At 56.6% G+C, this 20,241-nt stretch carries 20 protein-coding genes; 14 read left to right on the top strand and 6 right to left on the bottom strand.

The annotated features are described in order from the left end of the window. Window positions 1–73 precede the first annotated feature (73 nt). Entirely contained in the window at window positions 74–700 is a 627-nt protein-coding gene (locus BP869_RS08125; protein ID WP_342678570.1) for a hypothetical protein, read from the bottom strand. Between the two features lie 252 nt (window positions 701–952). Here BP869_RS08125 and BP869_RS08130 point away from each other — a divergent pair, with 252 nt between their 5' ends. From BP869_RS08130 to BP869_RS08160, 7 genes are all read left to right on the top strand, one after another. Further along, window positions 953–2,026 (top strand): endonuclease Q family protein, encoded by a 1,074-nt coding sequence (locus BP869_RS08130; RefSeq protein WP_342678572.1) that lies wholly within the window; start codon window positions 953–955, stop codon window positions 2,024–2,026. A 221-nt stretch (window positions 2,027–2,247) separates the two neighbouring features. Beyond that, window positions 2,248–2,943 carry an energy-coupling factor ABC transporter permease gene (locus BP869_RS08135; RefSeq protein ID WP_342678573.1) on the top strand — a complete coding sequence of 232 codons (696 nt, stop codon included), beginning with the start codon at window positions 2,248–2,250 and terminating at the stop codon, window positions 2,941–2,943. Further along, window positions 2,940–3,230 (top strand): energy-coupling factor ABC transporter substrate-binding protein, encoded by a 291-nt coding sequence (locus BP869_RS08140; RefSeq protein ID WP_300162007.1) that lies wholly within the window; start codon window positions 2,940–2,942, stop codon window positions 3,228–3,230. Before BP869_RS08135 ends, BP869_RS08140 begins: the two co-directional genes overlap by 4 nt. Window positions 3,231–3,270: 40 nt before the next feature. Then, a complete protein-coding gene (cbiQ, locus tag BP869_RS08145) occupies window positions 3,271–4,056 on the top strand; it encodes a cobalt ECF transporter T component CbiQ (RefSeq protein ID WP_342678574.1) in 786 nt (261 codons plus the stop codon). A gap of 8 nt (window positions 4,057–4,064) precedes the next feature. Next, entirely contained in the window at window positions 4,065–5,222 is a 1,158-nt protein-coding gene (locus BP869_RS08150; protein WP_342678576.1) for an energy-coupling factor ABC transporter ATP-binding protein, read from the top strand. Window positions 5,223–5,455: 233 nt separating this feature from the next. Continuing rightward, complete coding sequence (locus BP869_RS08155; RefSeq protein WP_298668242.1) at window positions 5,456–5,635, top strand: 4Fe-4S binding protein; 180 nt, start codon at window positions 5,456–5,458, stop codon at window positions 5,633–5,635. Then, entirely contained in the window at window positions 5,625–6,821 is a 1,197-nt protein-coding gene (locus tag BP869_RS08160) for an NAD(P)/FAD-dependent oxidoreductase (protein ID WP_342678580.1), read from the top strand. The genes BP869_RS08155 and BP869_RS08160 overlap by 11 nt, the downstream gene beginning before the upstream one ends. 50 nt (window positions 6,822–6,871) lie before the next feature. On the opposite strand, the gene BP869_RS08165 is transcribed toward BP869_RS08160, so the two are convergent. Beyond that, on the bottom strand, window positions 6,872–7,540 hold the full coding sequence (locus BP869_RS08165; protein ID WP_342678582.1) for a TrkA family potassium uptake protein: 669 nt from the start codon (window positions 7,538–7,540) through the stop codon (window positions 6,872–6,874). A gap of 56 nt (window positions 7,541–7,596) precedes the next feature. Between BP869_RS08165 and rnhB the strand changes: the two genes are divergently transcribed. From rnhB to BP869_RS08190, 5 genes are all read left to right on the top strand, one after another. Beyond that, complete coding sequence (gene rnhB / locus BP869_RS08170) at window positions 7,597–8,238, top strand: ribonuclease HII (protein WP_342678584.1); 642 nt, start codon at window positions 7,597–7,599, stop codon at window positions 8,236–8,238. Window positions 8,239–8,437: 199 nt separating this feature from the next. Beyond that, window positions 8,438–9,742: a site-2 protease family protein gene (locus BP869_RS08175; RefSeq protein WP_342678586.1), complete on the top strand. Its 1,305-nt coding sequence runs from the start codon at window positions 8,438–8,440 to the stop codon at window positions 9,740–9,742. A gap of 40 nt (window positions 9,743–9,782) precedes the next feature. Continuing rightward, complete coding sequence (locus BP869_RS08180) at window positions 9,783–11,102, top strand: APC family permease (RefSeq protein WP_342678588.1); 1,320 nt, start codon at window positions 9,783–9,785, stop codon at window positions 11,100–11,102. Further along, the gene (locus tag BP869_RS08185) at window positions 11,099–12,391 is read left to right on the top strand and encodes an APC family permease (protein WP_342679128.1); all 1,293 of its coding nucleotides are present in this window, start codon (window positions 11,099–11,101) and stop codon (window positions 12,389–12,391) included. Before BP869_RS08180 ends, BP869_RS08185 begins: the two co-directional genes overlap by 4 nt. A gap of 177 nt (window positions 12,392–12,568) precedes the next feature. After that, a complete protein-coding gene (locus BP869_RS08190) occupies window positions 12,569–16,444 on the top strand; it encodes a DUF4062 domain-containing protein (protein ID WP_342678590.1) in 3,876 nt (1,291 codons plus the stop codon). Between the two features lie 219 nt (window positions 16,445–16,663). On the opposite strand, the gene BP869_RS08195 is transcribed toward BP869_RS08190, so the two are convergent. Next, entirely contained in the window at window positions 16,664–17,299 is a 636-nt protein-coding gene (locus BP869_RS08195) for a type 1 glutamine amidotransferase family protein (protein ID WP_342678592.1), read from the bottom strand. Window positions 17,300–17,561: 262 nt separating this feature from the next. On the opposite strand from BP869_RS08195, the gene BP869_RS08200 reads away from it, so the two are divergent. After that, window positions 17,562–18,050 (top strand): hypothetical protein, encoded by a 489-nt coding sequence (locus tag BP869_RS08200; RefSeq protein ID WP_342678594.1) that lies wholly within the window; start codon window positions 17,562–17,564, stop codon window positions 18,048–18,050. Window positions 18,051–18,250: 200 nt separating this feature from the next. Next, window positions 18,251–18,463, top strand: coding sequence for a KTSC domain-containing protein (locus BP869_RS08205; RefSeq protein WP_342678596.1), 213 nt, complete (start codon window positions 18,251–18,253; stop codon window positions 18,461–18,463). A 56-nt stretch (window positions 18,464–18,519) separates the two neighbouring features. Here BP869_RS08205 and BP869_RS08210 read toward each other — a convergent pair whose 3' ends face one another. From BP869_RS08210 to BP869_RS08220, 3 genes are read right to left on the bottom strand one after another with little or no spacing between them, the layout of a single operon-like run. Further along, window positions 18,520–18,645, bottom strand: a complete 126-nt coding sequence (locus BP869_RS08210; RefSeq protein ID WP_342678598.1) for a hypothetical protein — start codon at window positions 18,643–18,645, stop codon at window positions 18,520–18,522. Between the two features lie 8 nt (window positions 18,646–18,653). Next, the gene (locus BP869_RS08215; RefSeq protein WP_342678600.1) at window positions 18,654–19,730 is read right to left on the bottom strand and encodes an SPFH domain-containing protein; all 1,077 of its coding nucleotides are present in this window, start codon (window positions 19,728–19,730) and stop codon (window positions 18,654–18,656) included. Beyond that, window positions 19,731–20,189 carry an NfeD family protein gene (locus BP869_RS08220; protein WP_067049140.1) on the bottom strand — a complete coding sequence of 153 codons (459 nt, stop codon included), beginning with the start codon at window positions 20,187–20,189 and terminating at the stop codon, window positions 19,731–19,733. Window positions 20,190–20,241 lie beyond the last annotated feature (52 nt).

Here is a 20,241-nt window from a genome sequence, read left to right on the forward strand (position 1 = left end):
AGGCTTTGTAAATCTTACCCGGGACCCGACGCCGCACTCCCGCGGGATCTCTCCGGAACCCTGGTGCGCCGATTCATAGGGATAGTATCGAACTGCTTTCTACAAAGGCCCCGGCAAACATCAAACACAGTCCGGAGACTGCACACGCTATCTCCGATTTTTTTAAACGAATCTCCTTGATAGGAGTATTGATAACTTCTTTGCCATTTGTTTTCACAATAGCAATGCGGGCGGTGGCGCACATAACCAGTACCTGCCCCATCATTTCCCATAATCCCCCACGATGCGCAAGATCGAACATCCTCAGCAACCGGCCGGGCAGATCGGGTGCAATGCTTGCCACGGTGAAAGACCAGGTGCCGAGGGTTATTGCATTGGTGGCAAATTGCAGTCCGAGGGCAAGATAGCCACAGGGAATAAACCCATTGTTTCTGTTGAAGAATGCAAACAGGTTCCCGATGACAATAAATACAACGGAGAGGAGGTTGAAGGAAAAAATCTGTACTGTCGATGTGAATAGATTGGTTGACGTTTCAAAGTCCGTAAGAGAATTTTTGTTCATTAAAAACTCTTCAGGCAGCAGATAATAACTGAGAACTGTCAGCGTGAAAAAGAAGGCGAAGTAGAGGACGACCGCCAGTATAATGCGGACGGAAAGCCTTTCATCGACCAGATGCTGTTTGAGTTTTTCGTGGAACATATTTTCTCCACTCATCAGGAGTACTTTTTGCGGAATTATGAGATGAGATCTATCCACTGAAGATATAAGAGATTGGAAAAAGTGTCGATTATACTCCCTTCATGTCAGACACACCCCTTCCTGACCAGATGCCCGGAGCCCCTGCCCTCTCTCCTCCACACCTCCGGCATAGACTAATGTCGATAGACGGCAGAATAATCTGCCAGAACCATGTCAGTCTACGCCGATTTCCACATTCATTCACCCTATTCCATGGCGACCTCACCCTCGATGACGCCGGAGAGCCTCCTTGCCGGCGCGGCTACGAAGGGGATCGGGGTCATCGGGAGCGGGGACGCCCTCCATCCTGCATGGCGGAAGGCATGGGAAGAGCACGAGAACGGCACCGGCATCGCCGTCCTCCCGACAGCAGAGGTGGAGGGGAAGGGGAGAGTCCACCACCTCATCCTCATGAAAGACTTCTCCGCCTTCGAGGAGCTGGCCGGCATCTTCGCACCGCATAGCAAGGACATCGCCACGGGTGGGCGGCCGCATGTCCACCTCACCGGCGAGGCGATCGCCGCCGCCGCCCACGACCTCGGCGGCCTCGTCGGGCCGGCCCATGCCTTCACCCCCTGGACATCCCTCTATGCGGCACACGACTCGGTGGCGTCGTGCTATGGCGGGGAGACGATCGACTTCCTGGAACTCGGCCTCTCCGCCGACACCTCGTACGGCGCCGGGATACGGGAACTCGACGGCGTCCCCTTCCTCTCGAACTCGGACGCCCACTCCACCCACCCCACAAAACTCGGCCGGGAGTTCAACGGTCTCGACCTCGACCGCGTAACGCCGGCGACCGCCTTCGACGCGGTGCGCCGGGGGAAGATCACCCTCAATGCCGGATTTTTCCCTGAGGAGGGGAAGTACAACAGGACCGCCTGCACCCGGTGCTACACCCCGTACTCCCTGGAGGAGGCCGTGCGTCTCGGCTGGACATGCCCGGAGGACGGCGGCCAGATCAAGAAAGGGGTCTCCGACCGGGCGCGGGAACTGGGCGGCGGCGCACCCTCGGAGAGGCCGCCGTACTACCATATCATCCCCCTCGGCGAGATCATCAGGGTCGTGCTCGGCGTCTCCTCGGCCGCGACAAAGAAGGTGGAGGCGAGATACTCCCGCCTGATAGAAATATTCGGGACAGAGATTGCCGTCCTCGCCGAGGTGCCAGTCGCCGAGATCAGGGAGGCCGACCCCGCGGTCGGCGCGGCAGTCCAGGCCTTCAGGGAGGGGAGGGTGCACCTGGTCCCGGGCGGCGGCGGGAAGTACGGCACCTTCACTCTCCCCTGATGCGCCAGCCACTGCCCTCCCGGCACACGGGCCACTGCCAGGCGTAGCCGTGGAGAGATCTTCTCCACCCTTTTTTTCCGCCGGAATGACTCCAGATCCCCCGGGTTCATCTCCGACAGAGAGACACTGACCGCACCATAAAAAAGACAGAGATAAATACGGCCGGGGCGTACCAAATTATTATTACATTAATGCAAATTAATTTGATATGGTGATATGACATGCACATCATGGAAGGATTCCTCCCACCGGCCTGGTGCCTCTTCTGGTTCCTGGTCTCGGCGCCGTTCATCATCTACGGGATGTACCAGTTGCGAATACTGATGCGGGAGAAGAGAGAGACCCTCCCCCTCCTTGCCGTCGCGGGGGCGTTCGTCTTCGTCCTCTCCTCCCTCAAACTCCCTTCGGTGAGCGGGAGCTGCTCCCACCCGACCGGCACAGGCCTCGGGGCGATCCTCTTCGGCCCCTGCATCACCTCCATCCTCGGCCTGATCGTCCTCCTGTACCAGGCGATCTTCCTCGCCCATGGCGGCCTCTCCACCCTCGGCGCGAACGTCTTCTCCATGGGGATCGCAGGGCCCATCCTCGCCTGGGCGATCTATAAGGGAGGCCAGAAGACAGGGCTCAACACCTACCTGACGGTCTTCTTCGCCGCCGCCCTCGCCGACCTCTTCACCTACGTGGTGACCTCGGTCCAGCTCGCCCTCGCCTTCCCGGCCGAAGTCGGCGGTTTCGCCACCTCCTTCGCCGCCTTTGCCGCCGTCTTCGCGGTCACGCAGTTGCCCCTCTCCATCATCGAGGGCGCAGTCATCGCCCTGACCTTCAAGTACATCATCGACGTCCGTGCCGAGATCCTGGTGAAGCTCGGTGTGCTCACCGATGCGGCGGTCGACCGCCTCAGGGGGGTCGGGGCATGAAGTATGCCATGGAAATCGCCGTCCTCGCGATCGTCCTTGTCTTTGCCGCGTCCATCCTCGTCGTCCTCTCCACCGGCGACCACGAATGGGCCGGGGCCGACGACCAGGCCGAGGACGTCATCAAGGAGATGACGGGCTCGGAGTACGAACCCTGGACGACACCGGTCTACGAACCGCCAAGCGGCGAGATCGAGTCCCTCTTCTTCTCGCTTCAGGCAGCGATCGGAGCTCTCGTGATCGGGTTTTTCTTCGGGTATTATTACCGCGGACGACAGATCACTACCTGAAACACCCCAATTTTCCGGGTACAGGTGAGGGCTGCAGAGGATGATGGAGAATATACTGGACGATTATGCCCAGCAGAGCGCGTTGCGGGAGACCGACACGCGGGCAAAACTCCTCCTCGGCGGCGGGGCGATCGCCGCCGCCCTCATCTCCGCAGGCCCGATCGCCCCGGCCTTCATCGCCGCGTCCATGGCGGCGATCACCGTCGGGATCGCACGCATCCCGGCGCGCTTCTACGCCGCACTCCTCACCATCCCCCTCTCCTTCGCCGTCCTCTCCGGCGGCGTGATCCTCTTCCTCTCCGGCGGCGGTGAGACCGTCTGGAGCATGCCGATCGGCGGCATCACCCTCGCTGTCACGACAGGGAGCGCCAACCAGGCCGCCCTTGTCCTCGCCCGGACCTTCGCCGGGATGTGCGCCCTCTTCTTTATCGCTCTCACCACGCCCATGGTCGAGATCTTCACGGTAATGCGCTCCCTCAGGCTGCCGCCTGAGTTCGTCGACCTTGCCATGCTCATCTACCACTTCATCTTCGTCCTCATCGGCGAGGCGGTGGCCACCCGGAATGCGCAGGAGATCAGGCAGGGTTATGCCGGGTTCGGGAACTCGGTGCGGTCCTTCTCGATGCTCGCGGGGACACTCTTTGTACGGGCATGGGAGAAAGGCGAGGAACTCATCCTCGCCATGGACGCCCGGTGCTATGACGGCATATTCCCGGCCTGCGGCGGAGAGACGACGCTCTCCCGCGGGGGTGCCGCGGCCGTCGTCGCCTACCTCATCCTATGTGGTGCGCTCGCCCTCCTGACCGGCGGGATACAGATCTTCTGAGAATGACCATGACAGCAGCAATCGAATTCCAGGACGTGCACTTTGCCTACCCCGACCGCCCCGAGTCCCTGAAGGGGATCGACATCACCGTCAGCAGAGGGAGCAAGGTCGCCCTTGTCGGTCCGAATGGCGCGGGAAAGACGACCCTCCTCTTGATGTGCAACGGGATGTTGCGACCGACGAAAGGAAGGGTCCTCGTCGGCGGCAGACCTGTGGCGTACGACGCCCGCTCCCTCCGCGAGGTACGGAGGTCGGTCGGCCTTGTCTTCCAGAACTCCGACGCCCAGATCTTTGCCCCGACAGTCTGGCAGGATGTCGCCTTCGGGCCGGCGAACCTCGGCATGCCGCAGGAGACGGTGAAAAAAGTCGTCGGCGACGCCCTCCACTATGTCGGCCTCTCTGGCTACGAGAAACGCCCGCCCCACCACCTCTCAGGCGGGGAGAAGAAGAGAGTCGCCATTGCGGGAGTGCTCGCAATGGACCCTGAGGTGCTCGTCTTCGACGAACCAACAAGTTCCCTCGACCCCGCGACCTCCGAGGAGGTGATGGACCTCCTCGACGAGATGAACCATGGCGGCAGGACGATTCTCCTCTCGACGCACGACGTCGAACTCGCCTACCGCTGGGCCGACGAGGTCGTGCTCATGGAGGACGGGTCGGTGCTCAGGATGGGGGCGCCGGAGGAGATCTTTGCCGACGACGACGCCCTCGCCCGGGCGCGCCTCAAACCCCCGACCGTGCTGGACCTCTTCCGGGAACTGAGGGGCCGGCGCGTGCTGGCCGACGCCGCACCGCCGAAGAGCGCACTCGCCTTCACCGACCTCATCGAGTGCCGTCTCCGCGGCGGCGTGAGCCGCGACGGCCACGGCATCATCTATCTCAGGGACGTCGCTGGCCCTGACGGCACCACCGCACTCACGCACTTCCTCGCGGGGAGCGCACCGGTGTGGGTCGGCGCCATGGGGACGAGGGCAAAGAAGGTGGCGCGGGAGGCGGGGATAGACCTCGACTTCACCTACGGCGTCATCGACAAGTGCCTGTTACGCGCCGTGAACGGCGAAGATTCCCTGATCCTGACCTCGGGCGGCATGGTCGCCCATACTGTCGAGAGGATCGCCGGCTACACCCGGACGAGCGGCAGGGAGATCGCGGTCAGGCAGGTCTGAGAGAAGGACAAAGAGCACCGGTTTCGCGGCAGCATTCTCCCTGATAGCAGGCCCCCGCGGGTCACCGCCAGACCAATCCGTCGGAGGGATACGGATCCCGGCACCACAGCAAAAGAACCGGCCGATTGTCCATATCCCTGAGGTAATCCCTGCAATTACCCATATTTTCGGAAAGGCCGACGGCAGAAAAGGGAAGATAAGATTAATGGAAAGGCGGTATAATACTGAGTACAATGCTTCAAATTCACCGGGAAATATGTGGCTACTGCGGCGCATGTGTTTCGGTCTGCCCTGAAGGGGCTCTCGAACTCGTCGATGCGTACCTGACAGTCGAGGGCGACACCTGCCGCTGTTGCGGCATCTGCACGAAGGCCTGCCCGCTCGGAGCTCTGGAGGTGACCGATGAAGAGTGAGTACGACATTCTTGTCGTCGGCGGCGGGCCCGGAGGGGCTCTTGCTGCATGGACCGCTGCCAGATTGGGTCTCTCGGTCTGCCTGATCGAAAAGCGGCCGGCGATCGGAGCACCTGTCCGGTGTGCCGAAGGGATTGGCAAAGAACTCCTGAAGAGTTTCATCGAGCCCGACCCCCGCTGGATATCCGCCGATATCAAAAAGGCACGGATCGTGGCCCCCGACGGCACGACCGTCGCCCTCGACGAGAACAGGGCCGGCGCAGAGGTCGGCTATGTCCTCGACAGGAAGATCTTCGACCGAGAACTCGTCTGGCAGGCCTCGAAAGCGGGGTCTGACGTCTTTGTGAAGACCCGCGCCGTCGCCCCGATCATGGAAGGGCGCCACGTCCGGGGTGCCGTCGTCGAGTGCTGCGGAAAGAGGCAGGATGTGAGGGCGAAGGTCACCATCGCCGCCGACGGCGTCGAGGCGAAATTCGCACGCTGGTGCGGCATCGACACCACCATCCCCCTGACCGAGATGATGAGCTGCATCCAGTACCTCGTTACCGATATCGATATCGACCCGAACTCGAACGACTTCTACCTCGGCAACGACGTCGCCCCCCAGGGCTACCTGTGGGTCTTCGCCAAGGGCGAAAGGAGCGCCAATGTCGGCATCGGCATCCCGGCGTCGAAGAACAAGCCCGAAATGCGGGCGCGGGACTACCTCGATCGGTTCATGCGCGAGCACTTCCCGAACGGCAAGATCATCGAGTGCATCTTCGGCGGCGACCCGGTATCGAGGCCCCTCCCCTGCACGGTTGCAGACGGCCTGATGGTCGTGGGCGATGCCGCACGCGTCGTCGACCCCATCACCGGCGGCGGCATCGGCAACGCCATGATCACCGGCAGACTCGCCGCCGAGGTGGCGGCGAAGGCAATCGCACAGGGCGACACCTCGAAGGAGGCCCTGATGCCCTACGACGCCGGGTGGCGGCAGGCGAAGATGGGCAAGACCCTCGAGCGGAACTATAAGGTGAAGGAGTACTTCGTCACCCTCTCCGACGAGAAGATGAACACCCTTGCCCGGTCCATCGAGGGCATCAACTTCAGCGAGTTTACCGTGATGGCCCTCCTCACCGAGATCATCAAGAGAAACCCGAAGATGCTCCTTGAACTCAAGGGCCTGACGCACGCCCTCATCTGAATAAAGGTTAAAAAGAGGCCAGGTCCTGACGGGCCTGCCGCATACTTTTTTTATTCCCCGGCCTTTTTCAGCTGCCTGTTGAGGATGGCGAGGCACTCTGACTCGGCTTCCTTCTTGGTAAAGACGGTGATATTGTCGCCCGGCCGGATCTTCACCTGCCCGCTCGGGATGATCAGTTCGCCGCCAGCCCGGCGGATGGCGATGAAGACGAAGTTCTTCACTTCGAGTTCCTTGATCTCGTGGTCGATGATCGGCGCACCGTCCTCGGCGACGATCTCGAAGATGGTCCCGCCAGGGATGGAGGCAAGCTGCTGCATGTTCGGGTTCTCGGCCCAGTAATACAGGCGGTTCGCCACGAGTTCGTCAGGGTTCTCGCTGATCTTCACGCCGACCTCCTTGAAGAGGGCAGAGTGTTCCTTCTGGTTCACGATGGAGACGACGTTGGGGACATTGTAGCGTTTTGCCAGCCAGCAGGTCATCAGGTTGACGGCATCGTCGCTCGTGGTGGCGACAAGGCTCTGCGCCCGGTCGATCCCGGCATCGTCCAGAACAGAACTGTCTGTGGAGTCGCCGGTGATCGCAAGCACATCATAGTGGTCGAGGATATCGTTGCACTTCGACTCGTCCTGGTCGATGACGACGACAGAATCGCCGTGTTCTGCGGATATCGCCGTCAGGTTCCGTCCAATTCCCCCGAGGCCCACGATGATGAGATACATCTACACCAGTTTGCCGCCCCTGTCTTGAAATATCTTGTGCATCGTACCCTCTTCCCATGATATGCGGCGTCGACGAGGCCGGGAAAGGCGCGGTCCTCGGCCCGATGGTGGTCGGGGCGGTCGGGTGCGAGAAAGAAACAGACCTGCCGGCTGGCGTGCGGGACTCGAAGGCCCTCACCCCGCGGCAGAGAGAGAGGCTCTATGCCGAGATCACGGGCTCCTTTCCCTGGGGGGTGGTCGAGATACCGGCGGCCGAAATCGACCGCCTGCGGCAGGAGATGACGATGAACACTCTTGTCGCGAGGGGACACGCCGACGCCATCCGCACCCTCGCACCCCTTCCCCTGACCGCCTATGTCGACGCCTGCGACGTGAACGAGGAGAGGTACGGCTCGACGGTCGCCACCCTCCTCGAAGAGGCCTGTACGGTCGTCTCCCGCAACCACGGCGACGCCCTCTTCCCTGTCGTCTCTGCCGCCTCCATCGTCGCAAAGGTGACGCGTGACCGCGCGATCGAGGCGCTGCACGCCGAAGCGGGGGAGATCGGGAGCGGTTATCCCTCCGACCAGACCACCATCACGTACCTGAAGGACTATATCGCCGGCAACGGCATGCCGCCCGCCTGTGCCAGGCAGAGCTGGGAGACGGTGGCGCGACTGATGGACAGGCGGCGCCAGGCGACGCTTGGCGAATTCTGATCCTGCCGAAAAAAGCGTTGATATAATACTTTTTGGGCAGGACGACACCGAAATTTCTGTCGATTTATATATTACATTTCGATTGCATCCAGATGACCGGGATTACCGCACAATATCTGAATAAAACCGCGGAGAGCGACGGTGCCGCCTCCCCGGGCGAGAACCCTTATCTGGGTGCGGCAACCACCACTATTCTCAGATGGACTGGGTAACGATCCTCATACTTCTTCTCGGCATCTACATCCTGGCAGCCGCATACGTGAAGGCGACCGGGAAGTTTGCCGATCATATCGGGTTTTACGGCCCGATCATGATGATCAAGACGGAAAACGTCGGGGTCTTCGACTGGTTCAGGCCGTACTCACGGCTCCTTCGCGTCTACGGGACGGTCGGGGTCGTCATGGTGATTATCTCGGCCGTGCTGATGACCCTGATGCTTGTCTTCGCCTTCAACGTCACTCTCGTCACCCAGCCCGAGCCGACCGGGATCTACAAGCCCCAGAATATCCTCCTCCTCCCGGGGATCAACGAGTACGTCCCCTCGACCCTCGCGGTCTGGTTCGCCTTCTTCCTCACCCTCGTGATCCACGAGGCAGGCCACGGCATCCTCTGCAGGATCGAGGACATAAAAGTGAAGAGCGCCGGCCTCCTCTATGCAGTCATCCCGATCGGGGCCTTCGTCGAACCCGACGAGGAGGACGCGGAACGGGTCCGCGGCTGGCCGAAGGCCAGGATGCTTGGCGCAGGGATCACGAACAACATCGTCATCGGCGGCATATGTTTCGTGCTCTTTATCCTGGTCGTGGGGATGGCGACGCCCCTCAATACCCCGGCGGTCTACGGGGTCTACGAAGGAGGTCCGGCATATGACGCGGGCCTGCCGACGCCGAGCGTCATAACAGAGGTGAACGGCGTCCCGGTCGCGACGCGGGACGAGGTGACGGCGGCCCTCAACGCGACGAGTCCCGGCGACAGCCTCAGTCTCACCGTCGAGAAGGACGGCGTCCTGACAGACCGCACCCTCAACCTGACGGCATGGCCCGAGGCGATCACCGCACAGGTGGGGCCGAGAAGTTCGGGCTACATGGGGATCTACTACTACGACGCCGCGAGCGTGCAGGGCATGGTCGGGCAGATGTTCTCGCCGATCGGCTGGCTGCGCTTCGTCACCATCCCCTTCGACATGTCTGTGGGCGGCCAGCAGTTGAAGGTGCTCGCCTTCGAGACCCCGGCCGCCGCCTACTATGAGGAGCCCTTCCCCTTCTTCTGGGGGGTCGTCCACTTCCTCTTCTGGTCGGCATGGATCAACATCAACGTCGGGATCTTCAATGCCATCCCGATGGTGCCCCTCGACGGCGGCTACATCCTCAAGGAGGGAGTCGACCGCGTCCTCGAACCGCGGGGATGGGGCCGGTACGGGCAGGCGATCGTCACCTTCGTCTCCTGGGTCCTCCTCTCGATGATGCTCGGGCTGATCGCGTTGCCCTATCTCCTCCATATCTGAGGATCCCTTTTTTTTACCGGAAGGACATGGCTGTAACCTGATGGACGACGGTTACACCCGTAGTGGTGGGCTCAGCGCAGGCACCGCGGTCGCCTTCGCAGTCGGAAACATGGTCGGAGCAGGAGTTTTCGTGCTCTCCGGCCTCATGATACAGACGGCCGGCCCCGCAGCCATTCTGTCATATCTCCTCTGCGGTATCCTCGTCGCCTTCACCGGTCTGTCCTATGCCGTCCTTGCGAGCATCTGCCCGGGCGACGGCGGCGGATATCTCTATGCCCACCGGATGCTCGGGCCGTATCCCGGTTTTCTTGCCGGGTGGGGGATGTATATCAGCGTCACCATCGCCTCGGCCTTCGTCCTTCTCGGCCTCGGCATCTATGCAAACCGCCTTCTCGGCACTGCCTTCGACCCCAGGATCGCCGCCCTTGCCGGCCTCGCCCTGCTCACTGTCCTCAACCTGAGGAGCACCGCCGAGGCCGGACGGGCCGAGGTGGCCCTCGTCGCAGTGAAGATCGCCATCCTTACCCTGGTGGCGGTCGTCGGCGCGACATATCTCACGCCTGCAGACCTCACACCCTTCTTCCCCCACGGGACCGGTGCGATGTTCGACGGTGTTGCGATGGTCTTCTTCGCCTATCTCGGCTTTCAGGTCGTGGCGATGATGGGAGGCGAGATCAAGAGTTCGGCGCGGGTCGTTCCCCTCGCCACCCTCGCCTCGATCGGGATCGTCGCCGTGATCTACTGCGGCGTCGAAGTCGCCCTCCTGGCCGCCCGCCTCCCAGCCTACGGGGAGAGCAGCCTCTTCGATGCCGCGATCGTCTTCTTCGGCGGATGGGGAGGGACGATCATCGCTCTCGGGGCGATATTTTCCACGCTCTCGGCGGCGAACGCCAATATCATCGGCGGGTCCAGGGTGATCCTCACGATGGCGGCCGAAAAACAGATCCCCGGACGTTTTGCCGTCCTCCGGGGCGAAAAGCCGGCGAATGCCGTGCTTCTTTCGGCAGGCGTTGCGGCCGGGCTGATCCTCCTCGGAGACCTGGGAGTGATCGTCGACCTCACCAACACCGTCGCCCTCGTCTCGATGGCCCTCGTCAACATCAGCGCCGTCGTCCTCACCCTCGGGCACAGGACTGTCCCGGGCGACCGGACCTACTTCAAGGTTCCGTTCGGCCCTCTCCTCCCCCTGGTCGGCGCGGGTTCCTGCATCCTCATGCTCGTCACCCTTCCCCTCTCGATCCTGGCGGCCGGGGGCGCGGCCCTCCTTGCCGGGACGCTCTTTTTCGTCATCGAGGACACGCCCGAAGGAGAGCGTGCGGCCGCCGAGATCAGGGAGTTCATCGGGAAGGAGGGGGGATAACGGCGAACCGGAGTCTCGGCCTCCTCCAGGTCGTCGCCATCGGGATCGGCGGGATGGTCGGTGGGGGCATCTTCGCCGTTCTCGGGCTTGCCGCGGACCTGGGGAAGGGAGGGACACCGGTCGCGTTTCTCCTGGCGGGGATCGTCGCTCTCGTCACCTCGTACTCGTACGCCCGTCTCTCGGTGGCGTTCCCGAGTGCGGGCGGAACCACCAGGTTCCTGGACGAAGCCTTCGGAGGAGGTCTCCTCTCGGGCGGACTGAACGTCCTGCTCTGGGAGAGTTATATCGTGATGATCGCGCTCTACGCCTACGCCTTCGGGAGTTACGGGGCGTCGTACCTCCCCGCAGGGTGGAGCGCCGTCGGAAAGCACGCGCTGATCATCGCCGTCATCCTCCTCTTTACCGGGATAAACGCTCTGGGCGCAAACATCGTCGGCGAGGCCGAGGAGTGGATCGTCGCCTTCAAACTGGCGATCCTCGCCCTCTTCGTACTGGCCGGGCTTACTGCGATCGACCCCTCCAGGCTCGCACCCTCGACATGGGCGTCTCCTCTCGGCCTGGTCGCCGGCGGGATGATCATCTTCGTCGCCTACGAGGGCTTCGAACTGATCGCAAACACGGCGAAGGACACGCGGGATCCTGAGCGAACCCTGCCGCGGGCCTACGGCATCTCGGTGGTCCTGGTCATGGTCCTCTACATCGCGGTTTCGGCGGTCGCCGTCGGCACGCTCTCCTCTTCCGAAATCGCCGCGGCGCAGGACTATGCCCTCGCGGCGGCGGCGCGGCCGGTCCTGGGTGCCGTCGGGTTCCTGCTCATCACTGTCGCCGCCCTCCTCTCGACGGCGTCGGCGATCAACGCCACCCTGTACGGCACGGCGCGGGTGAGTTACACCCTCGCGAAGGACGGCGAACTCCCTGAAGACCTGGAGCGGCGGGTCTGGGACCGGCCCGTCGAAGGGCTCTTCATCACCTCGGCGCTCGCCCTCCTCGCCGCCAGCTTCCTGGACCTCTCCTCGATCTCGGTCGCCGGCAGCGCGGGGTTCCTCTTCATCTTCCTTGCGGTGAACGTTGCGTGCTACCGGCTTTCCGACCGGGCGAGGAGCAGCCGCGGCATCGCCCTTCTCGGGTGCGTTCTCTGTGCCGCAGCGCTCGGCATCCTCCTGGTGGAGATCGGCCTTTCGTCCCCCGGGCGCCTGGTCGTCCCCGCCCTCCTCCTCGTTGCGGCCTTCGGGATCGAGGGGGCGTATCGGGGGGTGAGAGAGAGGAGGAGGACGGAGAGAAGGGCGTGAGCGTGGAGGCATCTGTCTCCTGAAGGAGACGAGGCGGCAGAGAGAACGAATGATTTTCGTGCTTCATTAAGGATGAAATGTGTTGAAAAGGATGCTTTGTCGGTTGTGAGATTTATACCAAAGACAGAAAGACAAGACTTATGTTTGCCAGAATAACTGAATAAACGATAGGAAGATATGAAATCCATATTCATCAGTTCAACATCTAGAGATTTAATAAATGAACGGGATATAGCAATTGAAACAATCGATGATCTCGATTCCGCAAAGGCTGTTGCAATGGAGAGATTTCCATCGAATCCCCATCCATCAAAAGACGTCTGCTTATCATACCTGCGGGAATGTGACTTGGTCATTCTAATATTGGGATTTAAATACGGCTCAGAAGATCCCGAAGAAAATCTATCCATTACCGAAATTGAGTATAATGAAGCAAAAAAGCATAATTTGCCAGTATTAGTCTTTTTAAAAAATGATGATAAAGGCAATTGGATACCTGATGAAGAATCCGAGAAAAAAGAAAAACTTGAATATTTTAAGAAACGGTTGGATTCTGAAATAACAAGAGTAACATTTCAAAGACCAGAGGAGTTAGGAAGAAAAATCGCAATTGCGATATACAATTATGAATCTGAGTATGGAGAAGTTGGAATACACAATCGCCAAATCTTGACTGGAGATCAATTTTTCAAGCCCTATTTATCCAAGCAAAAAATATTCAATCATTGTCATCAGTTTCTTGGTCGAACTGAAATTTTTCAAAAGGCTTGCGAATTCATTGGATCAACAAAAAAAATACTGATGATTCATGGTCGAGGGGGTATCGGAAAGAGTAAGTTGCTTTATGAATTGCAGAATAAAATCGTCAGTGAGCACCAATATAAAGTATGGTTTCTTCGTGAAAATGCACAAATATTCGAAGATTTGTACCGGCAAATCCCATTGAAAAGAAAGAATATTATCATCATCGATGATGCACATCGCCAAAATGATCTGAGGATGCTTTTTCAAATTGCAATAGACTCTCCTGATTCGATTCAACTAATCTTCTCTCTTAGAAATTATGGTTTGAATTCATTAAAAGCCCAATCTCTTCAGAATGGATTTGAACCCGGGGATATAGAAATATTGCCCGAAATCACAGATTTAAAGCGTGAAGACATGGAGGCTCTTGCAGACTCCATATTGGATGATGATCATAAAAATTTTAGAGACGCTTTGGTTAATGTGGCCCGTGATTCACCTTTAGTCCTGGTTATTGGGGCAAGATTGGTGAATGATAATTCAATTCTCCCTCATTTACTATCGAAGGATAAGGATTTCCAAACCATTGTTCTTGAAAAATTCTCAGATATTTTAATAGGCAATTTGACTGATGAATTCGATAGATCCGATGTAAAACATGTTCTCAGGTTATTTTCTGCACTTCAACCAGTGGATCTTAACGACACAACATTGGATAAGATATCAGAGTTTATTGGCATAGAAAAATATGAATTGAACTTGATTATTTCTGAATTAGAGTCAGCAGGTGTTCTTCTCAAAAAAGGGCGAGCAGGATTAAGAATTACTCCAGATGTATTCTCTGATTACATTTTGTCTGAAGTTTGCGTAACGCAGGATCGCCTTACAGGATATGCCGATAAGGTATTTGATGCATTTTATGATACGTTTCCCGCCCAAATAATTTCAAATATTGCGGAATTAGATTGGCGGGTTCAAAGTAATGGAACCAAAATTGATGTAATGAATCATATCTGGGAGAAAATTTTCAATCACTATAAACAAGGTTCAAATCTAGATCGGCATAAGATTTTAACGATCATAGAAAAAATTGCATATCTTCAACCCTCAAAATCGTTTGAGATCATTGAGTTTGCATTAACACACCACTCTTCTGAAGATGAGGGTATATCTGGACTTTACGTATTTACACATGAAGATATAATATCTGACATTCCAGGGATCCTCAAAAAAATATCGTATAACATACAATATCTTCCCCAATGCTGCGACATCTTATGGGACTTGGGCAAAGATCATGAAGGAGATCTTAACTCTGATACAAGCCCTCCTATAAGCATTCTTCAGGATCTCGCACAGTATCGTCTCCATAAACCCACAGTTATCCAATCGATTCTTTTAGATGCCGTAGAGAAATGGCTGCGAGACCCTTCATCTCATAACCATCTCCATTCACCCCTTGATATAATCGATCCAATTCTCAAAAAAGACGGAGAAGACTCTCGATTTACGGGATCTAAGTTCGAATTCACATCATTTGCAATCAGTAATCATAAAACACTAAAAATCCGAAGGAAAGCATTAGATTTAATATCCACATCATTTGCAATAGAGTCAACCAGAGTGAGACTACGAGCGATAAAAAGTCTTATGGATGCGCTTCGTCCCCCTAGACCGTTATTTGGAAGGAAAATATCAGAGGAGGAATATGTGAAATGGTATGCCGAAGAAAAAGAAATACTCAATATTTTTGAAAAAATTACCTCGGAAATCCGAGATCCTGTTGTAAGGATAGAGATCCGTCAGAATTTACATTGGTATGCAAGGTTCGGGAGAGATGAGGAAAATCTGAAAAAAGCTAAAAACACAATTAAAAAAATCAGAGAAACGTTTGATGTACGCTTGGTCAGAGCAATGCGATATTCATTTGATGAAAGAGAGGGAGGAGATTATAAGAAGACAACAGAAGCAATCGACCACAATATCCAGAATACAGTTAAAAAATTCATTTCCAAACAAAAATCCCCAGATGCTGCATATTCGAGGCTCAATGATATAATTCACAACTTCGATATCGAAAGAATTTCCTATAATTCAGGGCGATTTTTTTATTTCCTCGGAAAGATGGATCCAAAATATTCTGAAAAAATTTGTTTAAACATAATCTCAGATCAATCCTCATCCTTATGTCAGCATTATGGATCAATTATAGCGGGGATTATTGAATCGAACAAGAGCATTGCAAAACGCCTTATCAAAGAGGGACTCCACTCCCGGCAAATTTCAATTTGTAGATCGATTGCATTTGGATATTCAAACGGGTGGTGGCAGGGTAGGATTGAAAAAAGTGAATTACAGACTGTCGAAAGATTATTGAAATGTTCAGACGATTATATCAGAAAATCTGCAATTGCTGCCCTTGCAGAATTTCCACGGTCGGAAAATCGAAAAATAAAAAAAATTGCGTTAAACTTGGACATCGGCGAGAATATTTCGTTTGCAGATGAACTTTTTAAATTATTTTTTTCCACAACAAATAAACCCGCACTTAAACTAACAAAATCAGAAATTAAAAAGATGATTATGAAATTGAAACCTCTGCCATCTTTAGAGGAACTTCCAAATGGAAGAGGATTTTATGTCTGCAATTTTTTCAAGTATGCTGGTGAAAAGGATCCAGATGCAATAATTTCTCTATTTTTTGAAAGGATAAAATATGGGGAGGAGATCCGTGAAAGATCTTGGAACAGTTTTGAGCCAATTCCTTTCATTATACATTCGGATTGGCTGGAACCCTTCTACAGACGCCCCGAGTACCAAAAATTGCTGAAAAAGGTTCGTGATGAAGCAGATAATGCCAATTATAAATGGAGGTACGGGTGCTTATTCAAACTGATCTCAAATAATTATTCTGCCGGATCCTTACAGTCTCTATCAGAGTGGGTTGATTCTGGCAGTCAAAGAAAAATTCTGACAGTCTGTGCCCTGATCCAGCATGCGCCCCCAGAATTCCTTCTTTCCAATTCAGATTTTGTTAATAAAATTCTGGAATCATCATCGAAGATCGATATCCCCTGTCATAATAAAGTAAAAGAAACCCTCCATAGAATTGCACGATGTTCTGCAAGAACGGGAACAGTGGGTGAGCCATTCCCGCTTGATCTTAAAATAAGGGATGGTGCTGATGACTGTGCACATAAATTCCCTGCTGGATCTGCTACAGGGAGATTTTATCATGAATTAGCAGATGAGGCAAACAGATGGGTAAAGGACGCAATAATCGACGATGAAGACTATTTCGATGACTGATTTTTCCCTTCCTTCAGTATTTTCTTTTGTTCTGGAATCGATTCATTGATGCAAAAATCTCACCCTTTCTTCAGCAATTAGGAACGATATGATCACTGGAGTCACTTTCAGGAACCGAAGGCGTGAAGGCATGACCGAGCAGCACAGAAACTACCGCAACCTCTTCAACGGAGTGATCGCGTCCACGCTCAGGCGTGCGCTCGGGATCGTCGCCGACCCTCACTCTTTCATCTTTCCCGCCGTCGGGTCGGCCGAATCGACATTCAGGTAGCCGGTCTTGATGGTGCGCACCCAGAATTCGAGAAATCCGGGGAGGAACACGTCCAGCGTCCGTATGATCTCGGCGGCAAACTCCACGAACCCAAAGGGGTTTGCCGTGATGATGCCACCGTCGGCGACGCTCGGCACATGGACGTACTGCGTCTCCCCGCGATAGTCGGGGGCGTGCTCCTTCAGCCACTCTGGACCGCAACTGGTGTGGCGGACGTCGTCCAGAAAACCGTGCCGTGCGAGGAAGAGCGTCCCCCCGCAGATCGCCGCTACGGTGATTTTTTGCCGCACGCACTCCCGGATCAGGGGGACCAGTTCAACTGGGTCGTGGTTTTCGTAGTATGACGACCCTGGCAGGATCACCATCGCCGCATCCGCAAGGTCGACTCCGCCGACATCGACGTCCGGGAGGACCGTGATCCCGCCGAGCGACGTGACCGGCCCTTTCGAAAGCCCGAAGGCGATCACCCTGTAACTTCTTTTTTTCGGGAATGTTTTGTTCGTATCAGAGATCATGGAGACCGCAAGCGGCGGTTCCCAGTCGGCAAAAGCAGGACATGCGAAGAGATAGACACTACCTTTCATCGTTCACCGTACAGAGGATTTGAAGTCGGAGGTATAATATCTCCCGGGGAGGGAGCACAGATCCGCCGCCTTCCCTCTACCTTCTGCCCGGGCCATGAAAACCACTGAGGGGGTTTTCAAAGAACCGCTTGTAACTTCGTTTCATGAGCGATTCAACAGAGTCCTTTTTTTCAAAACAGGCACGAAGCCCACCCCTTGAGAGGGAAGGGCGAATACAAAGATACAAGGGGGAGCCCACCAATCATCTGCACGAGGACCCTGAATGGATGTCGTCGAAGGCTTTCTCTTCCTCGTGATACTCTTCGAGGTCGTCGCCTGCCTCATAGGGCTCGTGCTGCTCGGTTGTTTCTATACAATTCTCGCGAAGACAGGCGATCGCCTTCACCACCTCGGGATACTCATCCTCCTCGCCGTGCTCGGTTTTGCCCTGCTCATGCAGACCGACGCCCCAACGCTTCTTATCGGGGCACTGGCATTCGGGGTGCCCGTGGCGGTGCTCGTCCCGCCCTTCGTCGTCTCCGGTCGGTCAGGCGAGACGCCCGGCTTCAGACGCGTTCTCGTCTGCGACATCCTGGTTTCGGTTGTCGGGATCTTCTTCCCGTTTCTCCTCGTCTCTTCCGGCCTCTCGATGGTGCCGGCCATCTACTGGCACACCCCTCTCTCCAACGGCGTGGTCTATGCCTGCGTGATGGCAGTGAATGTCGGTCTTGCGACGCTTCTGTATCGGTTTCTTGGATGGAGAGGGGCTTGACGGCGAAGGAGACCTGACCGGGACCCGGAACAGATATTCGCCCAAAAAAAGATTAGAGTGCCTCTTTTTTCCCGGCCTCCGTGACATCCTCGACCTCCAGTGTCTCGTCGCGTGCCCCCCCAGCAAGAGTGCGCTCTGCTTGATGAGGCTCGATACCTCGAATAGAACAGTATATCAACAGACACGCTAGAGGCAGATCCATGTTGCGGCAAGCGGTCACCTCCGGCACCATCCAATCGGTCGGATACAGTGCTCTCTCCGGCACCCTGGAGATCGAGTTCACGAACGGTTCTCTCTACCAGTATTCGGACGTCCCTGCGTCGGTCTATCGGGAATTGATGGCGGCCTCCTCCCACGGGACATACTTCAACGAACACATCAAAGAGTGGTATCACTTCAGAAAGATCCGGTAAGAGGCAGAGAATTTACCTGAACCGGGAAAAAAGATATTTTTCCGTGCCGAAAAAAATTACGGGGCCCCGGAGACAGACCCGGTCTTCGACTCCTCGATCGTCTCGCCGCACTCCACCTCTTTTTCGAGTTGCTTGAGAAGAGAGGAGAAATGGGAATAGGTCCCGGAAATATTCCGGGACAAAAAAAAGATTAGATTGACTCTTTCTTCCCGATCTTCAATTCCTCGATCGACTCCCCTTCGGTTTCCAGTTTCTCTTCGAGACGTTCGAGGAGTTTTGCAATCTCTTCGGGCTTCGGCACCTCGCCGAGGATCGAGGCGTCGATCTCCCCTGCCTCTGTAACGCCCTCGACCTCGGGCATCTCGTCGGTCGCCCCGAGGAAGCGCGCGCTCTGCTTGATCAGGCTCGACACTTCGAAGGGGAAGATGATCTTCGTCGCCTGCCCGTCTGCCATCTGCTTCAGGGCGTCGAGGGAGAGAACGGTGATCGTCTTCTTGTCCAGCGGCCGGGAGCCAAGGGAAAGGATGCGCAGCCCCTGGGCCTCGCCCTGCGCCTGGAGGATCCGGGAGAGCCGTTCACCCTCGGCACGGAGGACCTTGCTCTGCCGCTCGCCCTCGGCCTGGAGGATCACGGACTGCCTCTCACCCTCGGCGCGGAGAATCGCCGAGCGCTTGTCACCCTCGGCACGGAGGATTGCCGCACGCCTTTCCCTCTCCGCAGCCGTCTGCTCGGTCATCGCCTGCTTCACGGCACCGACAGGGTCGACCTCCTTGATCTCCACGCGCTCAACCTTCACGCCCCACTGGTCGGTCTCCCGATCCAGGATGTCACGCAGCTTCGTGTTGATCAGGTCGCGGTTGTAAAGCACCTCGTCAAGCTCCATATCGCCGATGATGCCGCGAAGGCTTGTCTGGGCAAGGGCGACCGTCGCCATCCGGTAGTTCGCGACCTCGAAGAAGGCCTTCTCCGGGTCCACCACACGGGTGTACACGATGGCGTCGACATTGGTCGGGGAGTTGTCCTTGGTGATCACCTCCTGCGACGGGACATCCATCACCTGAGTGCGGAGGTCGATCTTCTGGACGAACGTGATCAGGGGGACGACCCACCGGAAACCCGGGTTGAGCCTCCCGATATACTTTCCAAGCCTGATCTGCAGCCCCTGTTCATAGGGCTGGATGATCACAACCCCCCGTGACATGATATAGATGACCACGAGGATCAGGAAGATCGTGACCAGATTGTTGAGTATTTCTTCAACTACCATTCATTTCACCTCATCGACAACGACATGCACGCCCTCTGAACGGACGACGACAACCCTCGTCCCCACCCTGAGAGGGGCGGAGGCCGAGCTGGCGCTCCACTCGACGCCACCGATCCTGACCTTCCCCGCGATGGAGTCAGGGTCCACGTCCCTGACAACATGCCCCTCCTGGCCGACGACGGAGTCGCGGCTGATCGTCGTCGGCTTTTCCTGGGGAGTGATCCGGGAGTAGAGCCAGACAGTGACCGCGGCCGCTGCAAGGGCCGTCACCACCCCGACGACGACGCCGAGGGTCGACCCGAAGACATCGACGCCCAGCACAAAGAGAACACCCAGGATGATCATCACGGTCCCGGGGACGGCGACGAAGAAGCCGGGATTCGTGGCTTCGATAACGAGCAGGAGGGCCCCGAGCACGATCAGAACCCAGCCAAGGGAGATGCCCAGCACAGGATCCATACGAAGAATACGGAGAGGCCGCATATAAACCTGTCTGGAGATATACAGAGTT

Source organism: Methanofollis sp. UBA420 (genome assembly GCF_002498315.1).
GTDB lineage: Archaea > Halobacteriota > Methanomicrobia > Methanomicrobiales > Methanofollaceae > Methanofollis.